Source organism: Candidatus Rickettsia colombianensi (genome assembly GCF_003664375.1).
Taxonomy (GTDB): domain Bacteria; phylum Pseudomonadota; class Alphaproteobacteria; order Rickettsiales; family Rickettsiaceae; genus Rickettsia; species Rickettsia tamurae.
In genome coordinates, this window is record NZ_RAQN01000001.1 from 12,869 (window position 1) to 28,881 (window position 16,013).

A 16,013-nucleotide genomic window follows, 5' to 3' on the forward strand; every position below is an offset into this window, starting at 1 on the left:
GCAATTAGATTCATATAATAAAGCTTTTATTAAGTTTTGTGATAAAATAAACACATATAGTTAATTCATGTTATTTATGTATTTATTAAACTTATCTTTCTCATCTTTAAATTTATCGGCATCAGGCAAAGCAGGTTGTTTTTTGGTAATATTTTTCCATCCTTTATTTTCTATAAAATCTTTTGCACGTTCTACCCATTCTATTAACTCCGGTGATTCGGGTTTAATAGCATCTATAGGACAATCAGGAATACACACACCACAATCTATACATTCATCAGGATTGATAACTAGCATAAATTCACCTTCATAGAAACAATCTACGGGACATACTTCAACGCAATCAGTATATTTACATTTTACGCATTCATCGGTTACAACATAGGTCATTTTGTTATCGATTCTTAATTTTATCAATTAATATAGAGGTTCTTAAAAGTAATACTAACAAAAAATATAGTATAAAACTTATAAACATAATAATTAAAGGCTTTAACATTGAAGAATGAATAGTAGGAGAACCAAACCTTAAAACACTAGCAGGCTGATGCAGACTATACCAAATATTTACCGAGAATTTTACTATCGGTATGTTAATCAGTCCGATAATAGCAATAATCGAAGCAGGATTTTGTGCTTTTCTTATATTATCCGCACTATTCACTATAATAATATAGCTTAAATATAATAAAAATAATATGAGCATGGAGGTAAGTCTTGCATCCCAAACCCACCATGTCCCCCATATAGGTTTTCCCCATAAAGAACCTGTTACTAAACTAATCAAAGTAAAAGTAGCTCCAACGTAACTAGAAGCTACGGCTAGCAAATAGCTAATAGTAGTTTTCCATACTAAATAGCTAAAGCTGCATGCTGCTATGAAAACATAAACACCAAGGGCCATCCAAGAAGCAGGAACGTGAACATACATAATGCGTACAAACTCACCTTGCTGATAATCTAACGGCGAAACTATGAGGGCTAAATAAAGACCTATAATCATCATTAGGAAAGTAGATATAGCTAATATAAGTATTATAACCTTCGATAATTTATTAAAATAATAGGGGGTTAATAGTTTTAGCATATTTTCTTACTTCTTTATTTCATTCTTGCAATCCTCTATGTCATTCCCGCAAAAGCATTGTTGCGTGTATAGGTTTTTCATTTGTCATCCCGCTACTTGATCGCGGGATCCAGTTAAAAATACTAAAATTTATTAGTATTTTTAAGTTATTTTTATGGATACCGTGGTCAAGCCACGGTATGACACCGAGCATACTTTATGATCCACGCAGGCAATGCTCTACCATGATTATCGTATCCTTTTAAAAAACTCTTTCATTAATAGCCCCGAATCTTCGGCAAGAATTCCGCTATATATTTCCGGTCTATGAAAACAAGCACTACTGTTAAAATATCGTAAATTACTTTCGACTGCTCCGTGCTTGGAATCAGAAGCCCCGTAAAATAAACGTTTTAACCTGCTATGAGCTATAGCTGCCGCACACATAGCACAAGGTTCTAAAGTAACGTAAATATCATAATCATTTAAATTTTTAGAAGATATAAGATTATATGCTTCATTAATAGCAATAATTTCAGCATGACAAAGAGCGTTATTTTTTTCTTCCATATTGTTATGGGTACTAGCAATAATTTTCTGATTTAACCTATCTACAATCACCGCTCCGACCGGAACTTCATTTTTATCAAAAGCAATCCGTGCTTGTTTTAAAGCTTGCTCCATGAAAAAATTATTAAAATTAGCTTCTTTATCTAACAATATATTCACAGTAATTTACGTGTTCTTCGATTCCAAAAGGATCTTGGTGGATAATTATTTCAGCCTCCGGAAATTCCTGCAATATTTCAAAAGCAATCTCATCGCTAATTTTATGAGCATTATAAAGCGACATATTGCCGTCCATTTCCAAATGGCACTGGATAAAAGCTTTTTGACCGGCATATCTAGTTTTCATTTCGTGCATACCTTTTACGCCTAAATGGTTATTAACTATCGAGATAATTTTTCGTCTATCTTGTTCGGGTAATTCATGATCTACTAAATTTTTAAATGCCTTTTTAAATAAAGAATAAGAAGAGTGAAATATATATAACGAAATAACTACACCAAATAATGGGTCAACAAACCAAAAATAATCACTTAAATTTATAGAGATAATTACTATAACATTAGTTAGTAAGTCTGTGAAATAATGAAGCTTATCGGCTTTTACTATTTCCGATCCTGTTTTTTTAATTACATAAGTTTGATAAAGTACTAAAATAATTGTTAAGAATATACATACATACATTACAGTAGTACCGTCGCTAATATTCTCCGGTTTTGTTTTTTCAAATAACGATTTAACCGAAGAAAAGCCTACAAAAAAAGCTGAAGCAAAGAAAAATATCGATTGAGAAAAAATTGTTAAATCCTGCATTTTTTCATGCCCGAATCGATGATGATGATCCGGCGGTTGCAGGGCAAATCTTAAAGCTATTAAATTAATAAAGGAGGAAGTTATATCAAGCATCGAATCAATTAAAGACGCAAGGATTGATTGCGAATCGGTAACAACCCAAGCATATAATTTTATACTTAAAATAATTAATGCCGTAGTAACCGATAAATAAGATACCGATTTTATTAACCGATTACGGCTATTAGTATCCATGACAAATCTTTCCAATTTATTTTTTTGTAGTTTAACAAAGAAAATATAAAATTCAATTATAATTAGGTTCCGTGAACAAAATTAAAAATAATATTTTAAAATACAAATAATTTAAATTTTGTTTACAGAATCTGGTTTTAACTTTACAAAATTCTAAAAACCATATACTTATTAAATAATATATTAATTTAGAGAGAATTATATGAAACTATTATCTAAAATTATGATTATAGCTCTTGCAGCTTCTATGTTACAAGCCTGTAACGGTCCGGGTGGTATGAATAAACAAGGTACAGGAACACTTCTTGGCGGTGCCGGCGGCGCATTACTTGGCTCTCAATTCGGTAAAGGTAAAGGACAGCTTGTCGGAGTAGGTGTAGGTGCATTACTTGGAGCAGTTCTTGGTGGACAAATCGGTGCAGGTATGGATGAACAGGATAGAAGACTTGCAGAACTCACCTCACAAAGAGCTTTAGAAGCAGCTCCTAGCGGTAGTAGTACAGAATGGCGTAATCCGGATAACGGCAATTACGGTTACGTAACACCTAATAAAACTTATAGAAATAGTATAGGTCAATATTGCCGTGAGTACACTCAAACAGTTGTAATAGGCGGAAAACAACAAAAAGCATACGGTAATGCATGCCGCCAATCTGACGGACAATGGCAAGTTGTGAATTGATAGACCAAACGTCATTGCGAGCAGGCATTGCCTGCGTGGATCACTTCCTGTGCATACCACGACTTGATCGCGGTATCTCAGGACTCAGCCTGTGACACAAGATCCCGTGGTCAAGCCACGGGATGACATCCCTTAAACTAAGAGAGTAATAATGACTTTCATAATAACAAGTACTGCGTTTAAACATAATGACTGCATTCCTGATAAATTTACTTGTAAAGGACAAAATGTTTCACCGCATCTAGAATGGAATAATGCTCCTGCAGATACTAAATCTTTTGCACTTATCATGGATGATCCGGATGCACCGGTAGAAATAGCACCACCGCACGGTATATGGGATCATTGGATAATCTATAATATTCCTGCTTCTGTTACTAAGCTTTCAGAAGGACAAATAGATAGCAATATTAAAATTTTAAATAATAGCTGGAAAGAAAAAAAATACGGCGGTCCTTGTCCACCTGCCGGCAAACCTCATCGTTATTTTTTTAAACTATACGCTCTAAATGATTATCTTGAGCTTGATGAGAATGCTAGTAAACAAGCTTTAGTGTTGGCTTTGCAAAAACATTTACTTGCCGAAACAGAATTAATCGGCATTTATTCTACATAATGCAGCCATGGGATGACAGGAGTGAACCGATACATGCAAAAACCTATAATCGAGTTTCGTAACGTATCTAAAAAATTCGGTAATAAATTGCCGATAAATAACGTTAGTTTCACTGTCAAAAAAAATAATATAACTACTTTAATTGGACCTAACGGTGCAGGTAAAACTACCATAGTACGATTAATGCTTGGCCTTGAAAAACCTACAAGCGGCGAGATTATAATTGATCCCAAATTAAAAATCGGATATGTACCGCAGAAGTTCGGATTAACCCCTGATCTACCTATTACAGTAAAAAAATTTTTAGATTTGTTAGCACCTAGTAATTTTAATAACAATTTTAAAGAGATTAAATCATTTATTGATTTGGAACATATAAAAGATCAAGAAATTTCTAAGCTCTCAGGAGGGCAGTTTCAAAAGGTAGTTCTTGCATGTTCAATAGTTAATAATCCCGACTTAATTATTTTAGATGAACCGTTACAGTCTTTAGACGTAACAAGCCAACAAGAATTTTATCAGCTTATTAATTTGATTCGTAAAAAACTAAATATTACGGTTTTTATGATTTCTCATGATTTATTTACCGTAATAAAAAACTCCGATCAAGTGATATGCTTAAACGGTCATATATGTTGTAGCGGAATACCAAACGAAATAACTCCTAACTCTGAATTCTCAAATGCACTTTCTTCTCTAGGCTTCTATACCCACCACCACGATCATAAGCATTAGGTAACCGTTCACGAGTATTGCGTGGCTTATTATTCCTCTCTGTCATCCCGTGATTTATTCACGGGATCCAGTAAAAATTTTTTATTATTTTTCTGGATTGCCACGCAGCCTACGGCTGCTTGTAATGACGATTCGGTATCTATGAAACAACCACAGGATAACAGAGAGGAATAATAGGTCACACGCAACACCCGTGAATGCTGACGGCATTATACTTATTCCAAATATTGCTTTAAATATCTACCGGTATGGCTTTCCTCACAGGCAGTGATATCGGCAGGAGTGCCGCATACAACTATCTTACCGCCTTTGTCACCGCCTTCAGGACCGACATCAATAATATAATCTGCCGTTTTTATAACATCTAAATTATGTTCGATAACTAAAACGGTATTGCCCATATCAACAAGTTTATGTAATACTTTTAACAATTTATTAATATCGTCTATATGTAGTCCTGTAGTCGGTTCATCAAGTATATAAAGCGTTTTACCGGTTGAACGTCTTGATAATTCTTTAGCAAGCTTAACACGTTGTGCCTCGCCTCCTGAAAGAGTAGTAGCAGACTGACCGATTTTGATATAACCTAGACCCACCTCATTTAAGGTAATTAGTTTTTCATAGATTAACGGTATTTTTTCAAAAAATTGCATTGCATCTTCTACCGTCATCATCAAAATATCAGCAATAGATTTGCCTTTATATTTTATTTCAAGCGTTTCTCTATTATATCTGTGACCATTACAAATATCACATTTCACATATACGTCAGGTAGGAAATGCATCTCAATTTTAATCAGCCCGTCACCTTGGCATGCTTCACATCTACCGCCTTTAACGTTAAACGAAAATCTGCCTACTTTATACCCTCTAGCTTTTGATTCAGGTAATTCCACAAACCAATCCCTAATATGGGTAAAGGCACCTGTATAAGTCGCAGGGTTTGAACGAGGAGTTCTACCTATCGGAGATTGATTAATATCGATAATTTTATCAATATATTCAAGTCCTTTTAATTCTCTATATTTGCCGGGAAATACTTTGCTAGTTGGCTCTAAATGCTTTAGAGCCGCTCTATATAGAGTATGAATCATCAAGCTTGATTTACCGCTTCCCGATACTCCCGTTATAGCAGTAAAAGTACCAAGCGGAATTTTGATATCAACATTATCTAAATTGTTGGAAACCACCCCAAGTAATTCAATTGCCCTATTATCATGCCCTACTCTCGTTTCAGACGGCACTTTGATTGTTTGACGACCGCTTAGATACCTACCTGTAATACTTTCTTCAAAATTCTTTATTTCTTCAGCATTTCCTTCTGCAATAACACGACCGCCGTGAATACCGGCTCCCGGTCCTATATCAATAATATGGTCTGCTTCATACATTGTTTCTTCGTCATGCTCAACTACCAAAACGGTATTACCCAGATCTCTAAGCCTTTTTAGTGTCTCAATTAATCTTGTATTATCTCGTTGATGAAGACCGATAGACGGCTCATCAAGTACATATAAAACACCGCTAAGCCCTGAACCTATTTGAGATGTAAGACGAATACGCTGACTTTCCCCTCCCGATAAAGTACCTGCTTCTCGTGATAACGTTAGATAATCAAGCCCAACATTCATAAGAAATTTTAATCTCTCGGTAATTTCTTTGAGTATACGTTCGGCAATAAATAATTGCTTTTTATTTAATTTTTCTTCTAAGTGACTAAACCATTTTTGCAAGGCTGCAATACTCATACCTGCTACTTCGCCTATATGAAGATTCGCTATTTTAATGCATAATGCTTCATCTTTTAATCTAAACCCTGAGCAGGCAGTACATTTATGTTCTGACTTAAATTTAGCTAGTTCTTCTTTAATTAAAACCGATTCTATAGTACGGTCCTTTTCTTGCAAACTTGGTATTATACCGGCAAAAGGTTGTTTTATTATTTGCGTTTTAGAACCGTCGTGAAATTCAAACTTTATTGCCTCTTCTCCTGAACCTTCAAATAAAATATCCTTAACATTTTGTGATAAACTTACAAAAGGTACTTCAATAGAAAATTTATAATGATCAGCAAGAGCCTTTAATGTCTCTAGGATAAATTTAGAAGATGTACTACCCCAAGGCACTATTGCACCGTCTTTAATAGAAATTCTTTGATCCGGAACTATTAAATCTCTATCAAAGAAAAACTCTTTACCTATTCCTTCACATTTAGGACATGCTCCAAAAGGGCTATTAAAAGAAAAGATTCGAGGCTCTATTTCAGTAAGCTGAAAACCCGATACCGAACAAGAATATTTTTCGGAAAAAGTAATACGCTGATTTTTTTCAAACCCAGTCTTAACTGCCGGCGGCAATTCTACAATTTCCAAATAAGTAATACCCTCGGCAAGATTTAACGAACTCTCTAAGCTATCTGCAAGCCTATTACCTAAATTTTCGTCTAGAACTATTCTATCAACGATGACTTCTATATTATGCTTCTTATTTTTATCAAGTTTCGGTAAATCATCAATTTCGCAAACCTCACCGTTAACTATTAATTTCTGAAAGCCTTGCTTTTTCAGATTCATAATTTCACGTTTGAACTCACCCTTATGTCCTCTAACAATAGGAGCGAGTAAATATACTTTCGTACCTTTAGGTAGTTCATTAATTATATCTACCATCTCGGAAACCGTTTGGCTACGTATCGGAAGACCGGTTGCCGGAGAGTAAGGAATACCCACCCTTGCATATAATAATCTAAGATAATCGTAAATTTCCGTTATAGTTCCAACCGTAGAACGAGGATTTTTAGAAGTAGTTTTTTGGTCAATTGCAATAGCAGGCGATAATCCGGAAATAGATTCCACATTCGGTTTATTTTGTAAATGTAAGAATTGCCTTGCATATGAAGATAAGCTTTCAACATATCGCCTTTGACCTTCTGCATAAATAGTATCAAAAGCTAAAGAAGACTTGCCTGAACCGCTAAGACCGGTGATAACAACAAATTTATTTCTTGGAATATCAACATTTATATTTTTTAGATTATGTTCTTTAGCACCGCGTACCTTAATATATTCTTGGTTCATAATCACTTCACTACAAAAATTTTGAGATATTTTTTAAAAAACCTGTAGTATTATAGGCTCTTTTATATTATTATTGCAATAATAATATTTTAAAATAGGTAGTAATCTATGGCAGGTAGTTTAAATAAAGTAATATTAATAGGTAATGTAGGGCGTGATCCGGAAATTAGAACTACGGGCGAAGGGAAAAAAATCATTAATCTTTCCTTAGCAACAACCGAAACTTGGAAAGATCGCATTACCAGCGAACGAAAAGAACGAACTGAATGGCATAGAGTAGTGATATTTAGTGAAGGGTTAGTATCTGTTGTAGAACGCTATGTCACAAAAGGTAGTAAATTATATATTGAAGGTTTATTGCAAACCCGTAAGTGGAATGATAATTCAGGTCAAGAAAAATATACCACGGAAGTTGTGTTACAAAACTTTAATTCACAATTAATATTATTAGATAGTAAAAATTCTAATAATCATACTCAAGATTCAGGGCATAGCGAATATAAACATCCTGAAACTAAAAATCATTCCTTTGATCATAGCGACTTAGACGACGAAATACCGTTTTAATTATTTTCTGTCATCATTGCGAGCAGGTATTGCATGCCCTGCGTGGTTCGATAAAATCCACTGTGTCACCCCGTGGTCAAGCCACGGGATGATAGAAGTGTAATTGATCCACGCAACAATGTCCGCTCGCAATGACGATTTGATGTCCACACAGGAATGTCATTAAAGCCATGTAAATAACTCCTACCAAATATTACCTTAAATATTATGAAAAAACTTCTTTGTATAATATTCCTTACATCAATATTTCTTTCAGGGTGTTCTACTACCCATGATGTAGCTAGTAGGGTAAAGCATTCGCAAGATATAGCAACTCAAAATAACTTTCAGATGCAGCTAGTAAACGGAGGTGATTTTACTCTTACGACTTATCAGCGTATTACCGACCGTAACCTACCTTTTGTATTCTATATTGAGGGAGATGGACATCTTGCGGATAGATCTGCTAATTCCAACAACCCTACTCCCGTTAATCCGATGCTCTTAAAGCTTGCTACAATGGATAAAAGACCGAATATTGTTTATATAGCAAGACCTTGCCAATATACTCCTTTAGAAATGAACTCAAAATGCATTAGCGATTATTGGTTAGATAAAAGAATGGGGCAGGAAGTCGTAGATTCAATTAACAATGTCATAAATATTATCAATAACGGACAAAAATTTAGCTTAGTCGGCTTCTCCGGTGGCGGCGGGCTTACAATATTAATTGCCGCTCAAAATAGTAATGTTAAAGATATTATAACGATTGCCGGTAATTTAGATACTGAAAAATTTGATAAATATCATAATTATCGTGGTTACTTAGTTAAATCGTTAAACCCGATAAATTATGCAAAGCAGGTTAATAATATCCCTCAATTACATCTCTCCGGCATGGAGGACAAAAGAGTCCCGCCTTTCATAGCAGAACTTTACGTAAAAACAAGTAACTCACTATGTGTAAAAAAACAAACTTTTCCTAATATTTCTCATGCAAAAGGTTGGGATAAAGTTTGGTCTAATATATTATATATTCCTCTGATTTGTAATTAGGCATTGGGAAATATTATTAATCTATTTAAATTATATAAGATAAGATCCTTTATTGACTTTTAAACAGTATAATTTTTTTACAATTTAATTTTTTATACAAAAATTATGCTAGGCTACGAAAAAGAACAAAGAAGTTTGACAAAAGAACAGAAACAAGCTGTAGGGTTGTTATCTGTAGGAACCTTATTGGAATATTTTGATCTTATGCTTTATGTCCATATGTCCGTACTTCTTAATGAGCTTTTTTTGCCAAAAGCTGATGCTTATGCTACTTCGCTTTACTCTATAGCAGCTTTATGTGCTACTTTTATCTTTAGACTACTCGGGGCTCTCGTTTTTGGATATTTAGGCGATACATATAGGTGAAAAACTACAGTAGTTATAACAACTATGATGATGGCTACTTCGTGCATAGTAATGGCATTACTTCCTACTTACAATGAAATTGGTATAACAGCTTCTATTATAATAATATTATGTAGAATTGTTCAAGGTATGTCCTCAATGGGAGAGGTAATAGGAACAGAAGTTTATTTAACCGAGTTTACTAAGCCTCCAATACAATATCCTATTGTAGCCTTAGTTACGGTTTTCGCTACTGTAGGAACTTTCGTAGCTCTAGGAGTTGCTACTATTGTTACTTCTTATGGCTTTAATTGGCGTTATGCATTTGGTATCGGTGCAATTATTGCTGTTGTAGGAACATTAGCAAGAACCGCATTACGAGAAACTCCTGAATTTGCTAATGCAAAGCTTAAATTACTTAAAACTTTTGAAAAAGCTAATAGAGCTATAAAAGTATTAGAAAATAATCCTATTTGGAAAGAAAAAATTAATAAAAAGACGCTCTATTTATAATGGATTGTGCATGGCCTGTATGTTTTTATTTTGCATATATTTATTGTGGCGATATTCTTGTAACCAAATTTAACTGTACTCCTGAACAAGTTATAAAACAAAATTTCAAATTATCTATAATAGAACTTATAAGTATAATAATAGTAGCAGCATTAAGTTATAAGATATATCCTTTAAAAATTCTAAAAGCATTATTAGGTATCTTTACTATTACAATATTACTATGTCCATATTTATTAAATAAAGCTTCTAATCCAAATCAAATATTTATTATTCAATCACTTATCATGGCTTTTGCCCTTAATGTTATGCCGGCTGTACCAAATTGTTTTAGACATTTTCCAATCTTTAAACGCTTTACTTCCGTAACATTTACATATGCTTTATCAGCTGCTTGTATGTATGTTATTAGCTCTTTTGGTTTTCCTCATTTAATAAAAACCTTTGGAAACTGGGGAGTATTAATTATTATGATTCCAACAAGTATTGGATTTGGTATATTTCATTTTGAAAAATTGGAGAAAGAAAGTGGAAATTATCCGACAAAATCTTTTACCCCTTCTCCAGTGATGTCTGCTTAATTGATAAATATTTTTTGCATTTTATTATTAACCGGCAGCAGGTACAAAAGTATTATCACCACTTAACATGCTAACATCATCGTTTATATTGTGATTATCAATTATTTCGTTAAGCTGGTTTTCTATAGTCATAATTTTAAATTTTGTAGATTTATCAACTATGAGCTTTTGCATACTAGCAGTTATTTTGTCTATATCGGTTATATTATTAAGGACTTTAATGTTGTTTACTATATCCTCTATAGTGTCTTTTATTATAGCTTTAGCATTTATCGCAATATTAGTAGCTACTTTATCATTTATCCCATCAACCAACTTTTGAAAACCATCTATTTTATGCAATAAGTCACATACATTTTTAAAACCTTTATTTGTAGCTATACTTAAAGCTGTTTTACCATTATTAGTAACCTGATTAATAGCCTCATTAGACATTTTAGGTATAAGCAATTCGTAACCCCTTTCATAACCCATTAGCAACAGCCCAAGTTAAAGCCGTATAGCCGTTATTAGTAACCTGATTAATAGCTGTAATGGACATTCTATTAATAAGTAATTCACAAACTTTTTCTAAGCCATCACGGGCGGTTTTTAATAGCTGTGTTGGACGTATTAATAAGCAGCTCATAAACTACTTCTAAGCCCTTTTCTAAAGCAGAAATTAATATAGTATTCCCTTTATCATCAAAATTATTTAATTCATCCTGATTTATATGTTTTATTAGGTTTTGCGTGTCTACTTGATTTTTTTCTTTTAGTTAAATTATCGTCTACAATATTAATATTTTTTGCAGATAAATACTTGTTTTTGTTGTTCTTTATATTCCTTTTCTGCATTTGTTTTATTTTTTTCATATAAATTGTCTGCCCTATATGAGTATCCATCAAGTCCTTTCTTGATTTTTATTGCTGCTTTATATTTTTCTATAGCTTCATCATACTTTTCTTGACTGCATAAATTATTACCCTCTGCATTTATAGTTTGATTTCTTTGCAGATATCCGTTAATTATCTTTAATGTTGTATCGCCTATGTTGTTATAAGAAAGAGAAAGAGTTGTACTACCCTTTCTTAAACTATCGGCTTCCCATTTCAAACCTCGTTTTTCTAGAAATTCTATTAGTTCTTTCATATCTTTATCCTTATTAAATTCTATAAATCTTAATATTTTGTTAAAAATGAGCTTATAGACAGAATCATAATAAGGAGCTTTAAGAAAGCAATAGAAATTTAACTAAAAGTATAAATAAATAAATTAGGATTGATTCAGGGAATCTATTAATATATAGAGGATTAGAGGGAAATAATAATGTTGCCGACGTGTCGCTAAACCTTGCAGCTTAACACCGCCTTTAGCGTATATCCATCTTGGCAGTTCATCGACAGCCGCTAAATATTCAACTTGGTTAAGCTTCTGCGGCAAGGTTAATGCTTGAAACTTCCCGCTACCAAAATTAAAGATAAATGAGATTAAGGCGGCTTGTTGGTTTTCGGTTCATGACACACACCCTAGTGGACGATTATCGACACATTTACCAGCTTCGAGTAATTATTATTTACCTTCCTACAGATCCTCACTTGCTTTCCCGCAATATATTCTTGAGAGTAGTAATAGAATGAGGAAGGGGAGATTTATGTTTGTTAATAATAGTAGCCCTTATGTGTTCTAGTGTTTATTTAGTATTTTTATTAGCATGTGTTATAACCTCCATATAAATTACCTACTGCTTTCTGTTCTTTTTTGAACGCTTCTTTCTTTCCTATGTTAGCCAAAGCTTTAAAACTATGTTTTATAACTTGTCCAATATTTTTAAAAACATGCGAATTATCTTTTTTAGCTGTTTCTTTGCACCATGTATCTAGATTCTCTAATTCTTTTTTGATTTCTTGAGAAATTGCTTTTTTGTTTTCAGGATTTTCCTTCCCTTTTTCATAAGTATTAATAATCTTGTCTAATTTTTCTTTAAACTCTTTTTCGTTATTACTCGGTTTTAAATTAAGCATTACATCAGAGTGGTCGATAGTTCTTTGAGGATATTAATAATTATTTCTTCTTTTAATCCATTATTAGCTCCATTAAGCAAATTTTCATATTTATGATCTGGTACTATATTCGTTACATAATCTAAGAATTCTGTTTTGTGGTAATGATTCGGTATTGAGTTTAGCAAATTCTCCATTGTGTCTACATATGGAGCTATACTTGTGATATCATGGTTATTAGATAAATCGGCTATAAGAACACTAAAGTCTCTTAGTATATCTGGGTTCTTTAATGTTAATTTATGTTCTTTAAACAACTTTTCTAGTTTACTGTTAATTTCATGTTGTCCAAATTTATCTTAAGTTGAAGAATTTGGCATTTTGATAATCCTATATTAGTTAACACAAAAGAAATTAAAGCTTATATTAATAAACTTGAGAAATATTTTTAATTAAATTATTAATATTTCTTTTTATAAGGTGATAAATTTACTATTTAGAAGAAAGAGAAAAGCTGCTTAGTTTAGAGATTTGGTGAAAGACACTTAATATTCCAGTAAAACGGCAAAAAGCTTGACTTTATGCTGTATCCGCCGTTTGATAGCTTTATAAAAGTGTCGGAAATCGAAGAATGGCGCACCCTAAAGGATTCGAACCTCTGACCCACAGATTAGAAATCTGTTGCTCTATCCAGCTGAGCTAAGGGTGCTAAACATTTACAGTAAATTTTATATCAGTTTAAGCAAAGTTTTTCAAGGATTCTTTTTATTAAAAATAATAAGCAAATGTGATAAAAGATATTCATGGATAAATTCTACAATTACAATTCTTCTTCAAATCAGGCTTTACTTAGTCTTAAAGTAAAACCTAATTCTAACCGGAATCTAATTAGCGATTTTATAACTATTAATAATATCCCATATCTAAAATTATCTATAAAAGCAGTACCGGAGCAAGGTAAAGCTAATGAAGAAATCATAAGTTATTTAGCAAAAGAATGGAAATTATCACGTAGTAATATCGAAATTATTAAAGGTCATACTCATAGCTTAAAAACGATATTGATAAAAAATATTAATGAAGACTATTTAAATTTGATTATTAATTCCTATATTAAATAAATAAAGTTTTGTTACAAGATACCAAAATCGTCATTGCGAGCAACTAAAAGGAGCGTAGCAATCTCAGGACTATAGCACGAGATTGCTTCGTCAAAACCTACAGTTTTTCCTCGCAATGACAAAAAAACTGACCTAATAACAAAGCTAAAAACAAGAATTTATAAATTGGTTTAGTATGACACAAGAAAAGAAAAAGTTTGATGCCGAGGTTGGCAAGATTTTAAATTTAATGATTCACTCTCTTTATAGTAATAAAGAGATTTTTATGAGGGAGTTAATTTCCAATGCTTCGGATGCTTGCGATAAATTACGTTATTTATCTCAAAGTAATAGTGCATTAGTAGCAGGTGATAGCAATTTTAAAATTACGGTTAAAGTCGATAAAGATAACGGACAAATCATTATCCGTGATAACGGCATAGGCATGAATAAAGAGGATTTAATCGAAAATCTCGGTACTATTGCAAGATCGGGTACGGCAAATTTTCTTAAAAGCCTCTCCGGTGATTCTAAAAAGGATAATATGCTAATCGGTCAATTTGGTGTTGGATTTTATTCAAGCTTTATGGTAGCTGATAAAGTGACTGTAACCTCAAGAAAAGCTGGTGAGGATAAAGTCCATGTTTGGGAATCAGACGGACTTGGTGAATATATTGTCTCAGATTCAGATAAAGAGTTCACAAGAGGCACGGAAATCGTTTTACATATCAAAAAGGAAGAAGATACATTCCTTGATCATTTTAGATTAAAACACATCGTTAAAAGCTATTCCGATCACATAGCAGTACCGATATATTTCTTTGATGAAGCCGGTAATAATGAAATCCAGCTTAATTCAGCTTCTGCATTATGGACAAGACCGAAATCAGAAATTACGGAAGAACAATATAAAGAATTCTACAAAAGCTTATCTTATACCGTTGATGACCCTTGGATAACGATGCATAATAAAAACGAGGGAGCTATAGAATTTACTAACCTACTTTTCATCCCATCGAGCAAAACATTTGACTTATTTCACCCTGATCGCAAAAGGCGAGTAAAATTATATATAAAAAGAGTATTTATATCTGATGAGAATATAGATTTAATCCCGTCATATTTGAGGTTTTTACGAGGTGTAGTTGATTCAGAAGATTTACCACTAAATATTAGCCGTGAATCACTGCAGCATAATAGCGTGCTTGAGAAAATCAAAAATGCTATTACAAAAAGAGTGCTTGGTGAGCTTAGAAAAAAGAAAGAGGAATCACCTGAAGAATATAATAAGTTTTGGGCTAATTTCGGCGGTGCTTTAAAAGAGGGTTTATGTGAGGCTACTACCGATCATGAAAAATTATTAGAGGTATGTATATTCAGAAGTGCCTTGCATAATAAAATGATCAGCCTTGACGAATATATAGCGAATTTTAAAGAAGGGCAGAATACTATATATTATTTAAGCGGTGATAACCCCGATAAATTACTTTCAAGCCCACAAATCGAAGGGTTGTTAAGTAAAAATATCGATGTATTACTTTTTACTGATACAGTGGATGATTTTTGGGTAAATGTTAATAGCGAATATAAAGGACATGCTATTAAATCTGCTACTAGAAGCGATATCGATGTAGAGCAAACCACTTCACAATCTGAGAAGAAAAATACAGATAGTAAAAAATCTGATGATGAATATAAATTGCTAACCGATTATTTTAAAGAGACACTCGGGGAATTAGTAAAAGAAGTTAAGATCTCTAAAAAACTTACTTCAAGCCCTGCTTGTCTTGCCGTTAGCGACGCTGCTATGGATATTCGTATGGAGAGATTTTTGATTGAGCAGAAACAAATAGCTAATGCCTCAGCTAAAAATTTAGAGCTAAACCCTAAAAATAAAATCATAGAGAAAATCTTTAATGACCTAAAAGCAAATAATAAAAATAATGAAGAATTGGTTAATCTAATATTTGATCAAGCCTGTATTTTAGAGGGTGAACCGGTTGCTGATACAGGGGCATTTTCAAAGAGATTAAACGATATTGTACAAAAAGCCATATTATAACTTTAAACTTTTTTAATTTTAATGTAGAATAGTCGC

22 protein-coding genes, 1 tRNA gene and 1 pseudogene are annotated in these 16,013 nt (G+C 32.9%); 10 read left to right on the forward strand and 14 right to left on the reverse strand.

Features of this window, described 5'->3' with window-relative positions; genetic code table 11:
* Nucleotides 1-60 precede the first annotated feature (60 nt).
* From fdxA to D6968_RS00110, 5 genes are read right to left on the reverse strand one after another with little or no spacing between them, the layout of a single operon-like run.
* Nucleotides 61-390, reverse strand: a complete 330-nt coding sequence (fdxA, locus tag D6968_RS00090; protein WP_121542611.1) for a ferredoxin FdxA — start codon at nt 388-390, stop codon at nt 61-63.
* A gap of 4 nt (nt 391-394) precedes the next feature.
* Nucleotides 395-1,087, reverse strand: a complete 693-nt coding sequence (locus tag D6968_RS00095; RefSeq protein WP_121542549.1) for a heme ABC transporter permease — start codon at nt 1,085-1,087, stop codon at nt 395-397.
* A 40-nt stretch (nt 1,088-1,127) separates the two neighbouring features.
* A complete protein-coding gene (locus tag D6968_RS06580) occupies nt 1,128-1,280 on the reverse strand; it encodes a hypothetical protein (RefSeq protein WP_410519436.1) in 153 nt (50 codons plus the stop codon).
* Nucleotides 1,281-1,315: 35 nt separating this feature from the next.
* A complete protein-coding gene (locus tag D6968_RS00105; RefSeq protein WP_121542551.1) occupies nt 1,316-1,795 on the reverse strand; it encodes a nucleoside deaminase in 480 nt (159 codons plus the stop codon).
* Nucleotides 1,776-2,681, reverse strand: coding sequence for a cation diffusion facilitator family transporter (locus D6968_RS00110; RefSeq protein WP_121542553.1), 906 nt, complete (start codon nt 2,679-2,681; stop codon nt 1,776-1,778). The genes D6968_RS00105 and D6968_RS00110 overlap by 20 nt, the downstream gene beginning before the upstream one ends.
* Before the next feature lie 202 nt (nt 2,682-2,883).
* Here D6968_RS00110 and D6968_RS00115 point away from each other — a divergent pair, with 202 nt between their 5' ends.
* The 3 genes from D6968_RS00115 to D6968_RS00125 all read left to right on the forward strand — a co-directional run bounded on the left by D6968_RS00115 (nt 2,884) and on the right by D6968_RS00125 (nt 4,714).
* The gene (locus D6968_RS00115) at nt 2,884-3,363 is read left to right on the forward strand and encodes an RT0821/Lpp0805 family surface protein (protein ID WP_121542555.1); all 480 of its coding nucleotides are present in this window, start codon (nt 2,884-2,886) and stop codon (nt 3,361-3,363) included.
* 151 nt (nt 3,364-3,514) lie between these two features.
* Nucleotides 3,515-3,979, forward strand: a complete 465-nt coding sequence (locus D6968_RS00120) for a YbhB/YbcL family Raf kinase inhibitor-like protein (protein ID WP_121542557.1) — start codon at nt 3,515-3,517, stop codon at nt 3,977-3,979.
* 33 nt (nt 3,980-4,012) lie between these two features.
* Nucleotides 4,013-4,714 carry an ATP-binding cassette domain-containing protein gene (locus tag D6968_RS00125; protein WP_121542559.1) on the forward strand — a complete coding sequence of 234 codons (702 nt, stop codon included), beginning with the start codon at nt 4,013-4,015 and terminating at the stop codon, nt 4,712-4,714.
* A 215-nt stretch (nt 4,715-4,929) separates the two neighbouring features.
* Here D6968_RS00125 and uvrA read toward each other — a convergent pair whose 3' ends face one another.
* Nucleotides 4,930-7,791, reverse strand: coding sequence for an excinuclease ABC subunit UvrA (gene uvrA / locus D6968_RS00130; RefSeq protein ID WP_121542561.1), 2,862 nt, complete (start codon nt 7,789-7,791; stop codon nt 4,930-4,932).
* A 108-nt stretch (nt 7,792-7,899) separates the two neighbouring features.
* On the opposite strand from uvrA, the gene D6968_RS00135 reads away from it, so the two are divergent.
* Complete coding sequence (locus tag D6968_RS00135; protein ID WP_121542563.1) at nt 7,900-8,358, forward strand: single-stranded DNA-binding protein; 459 nt, start codon at nt 7,900-7,902, stop codon at nt 8,356-8,358.
* Here D6968_RS00135 and D6968_RS04985 read toward each other — a convergent pair whose 3' ends face one another.
* Entirely contained in the window at nt 8,359-8,508 is a 150-nt protein-coding gene (locus D6968_RS04985; RefSeq protein WP_177717079.1) for a hypothetical protein, read from the reverse strand. It abuts the gene before it with no gap.
* Nucleotides 8,509-8,565: 57 nt separating this feature from the next.
* On the opposite strand from D6968_RS04985, the gene D6968_RS00140 reads away from it, so the two are divergent.
* The 4 genes from D6968_RS00140 to D6968_RS05500 all read left to right on the forward strand — a co-directional run bounded on the left by D6968_RS00140 (nt 8,566) and on the right by D6968_RS05500 (nt 10,832).
* Nucleotides 8,566-9,393 carry an alpha/beta hydrolase family protein gene (locus D6968_RS00140; protein WP_045803613.1) on the forward strand — a complete coding sequence of 276 codons (828 nt, stop codon included), beginning with the start codon at nt 8,566-8,568 and terminating at the stop codon, nt 9,391-9,393.
* A 105-nt stretch (nt 9,394-9,498) separates the two neighbouring features.
* The gene (locus D6968_RS05490; protein WP_245968919.1) at nt 9,499-9,759 is read left to right on the forward strand and encodes a hypothetical protein; all 261 of its coding nucleotides are present in this window, start codon (nt 9,499-9,501) and stop codon (nt 9,757-9,759) included.
* Between the two features lie 51 nt (nt 9,760-9,810).
* Nucleotides 9,811-10,251 (forward strand): MFS transporter, encoded by a 441-nt coding sequence (locus D6968_RS05495; protein ID WP_245968921.1) that lies wholly within the window; start codon nt 9,811-9,813, stop codon nt 10,249-10,251.
* A gap of 287 nt (nt 10,252-10,538) precedes the next feature.
* Nucleotides 10,539-10,832 carry a hypothetical protein gene (locus D6968_RS05500; protein WP_245968937.1) on the forward strand — a complete coding sequence of 98 codons (294 nt, stop codon included), beginning with the start codon at nt 10,539-10,541 and terminating at the stop codon, nt 10,830-10,832.
* A gap of 27 nt (nt 10,833-10,859) precedes the next feature.
* On the opposite strand, the gene D6968_RS00150 is transcribed toward D6968_RS05500, so the two are convergent.
* From D6968_RS00150 to D6968_RS00170, 7 genes and pseudogenes are all read right to left on the reverse strand, one after another.
* Nucleotides 10,860-11,306, reverse strand: a complete 447-nt coding sequence (locus D6968_RS00150) for a hypothetical protein (protein WP_121542565.1) — start codon at nt 11,304-11,306, stop codon at nt 10,860-10,862.
* Nucleotides 11,296-11,460, reverse strand: a complete 165-nt coding sequence (locus D6968_RS04990; protein WP_177717082.1) for a hypothetical protein — start codon at nt 11,458-11,460, stop codon at nt 11,296-11,298. The genes D6968_RS00150 and D6968_RS04990 overlap by 11 nt, the downstream gene beginning before the upstream one ends.
* A gap of 150 nt (nt 11,461-11,610) precedes the next feature.
* The gene (locus tag D6968_RS00155) at nt 11,611-11,964 is read right to left on the reverse strand and encodes a hypothetical protein (protein WP_121542567.1); all 354 of its coding nucleotides are present in this window, start codon (nt 11,962-11,964) and stop codon (nt 11,611-11,613) included.
* Nucleotides 11,965-12,087: 123 nt separating this feature from the next.
* A pseudogene (locus tag D6968_RS00160) lies at nt 12,088-12,315 on the reverse strand (glycoside hydrolase family protein); the annotation flags it as partial.
* 206 nt (nt 12,316-12,521) lie between these two features.
* On the reverse strand, nt 12,522-12,836 hold the full coding sequence (locus D6968_RS00165; protein ID WP_245968923.1) for a hypothetical protein: 315 nt from the start codon (nt 12,834-12,836) through the stop codon (nt 12,522-12,524).
* A complete protein-coding gene (locus D6968_RS05505; protein ID WP_245968926.1) occupies nt 12,836-13,132 on the reverse strand; it encodes a hypothetical protein in 297 nt (98 codons plus the stop codon). Before D6968_RS05505 ends, D6968_RS00165 begins: the two co-directional genes overlap by 1 nt.
* Before the next feature lie 315 nt (nt 13,133-13,447).
* Nucleotides 13,448-13,524: transfer RNA gene (locus tag D6968_RS00170), tRNA-Arg, on the reverse strand.
* Between the two features lie 94 nt (nt 13,525-13,618).
* On the opposite strand from D6968_RS00170, the gene D6968_RS00175 reads away from it, so the two are divergent.
* Nucleotides 13,619-13,936: an A1G_07140 family DUF167 domain protein gene (locus tag D6968_RS00175; protein ID WP_121542569.1), complete on the forward strand. Its 318-nt coding sequence runs from the start codon at nt 13,619-13,621 to the stop codon at nt 13,934-13,936.
* A gap of 175 nt (nt 13,937-14,111) precedes the next feature.
* Complete coding sequence (gene htpG, locus D6968_RS00185) at nt 14,112-15,977, forward strand: molecular chaperone HtpG (RefSeq protein WP_121542571.1); 1,866 nt, start codon at nt 14,112-14,114, stop codon at nt 15,975-15,977.
* Nucleotides 15,978-16,013: the final 36 nt, after the last annotated feature.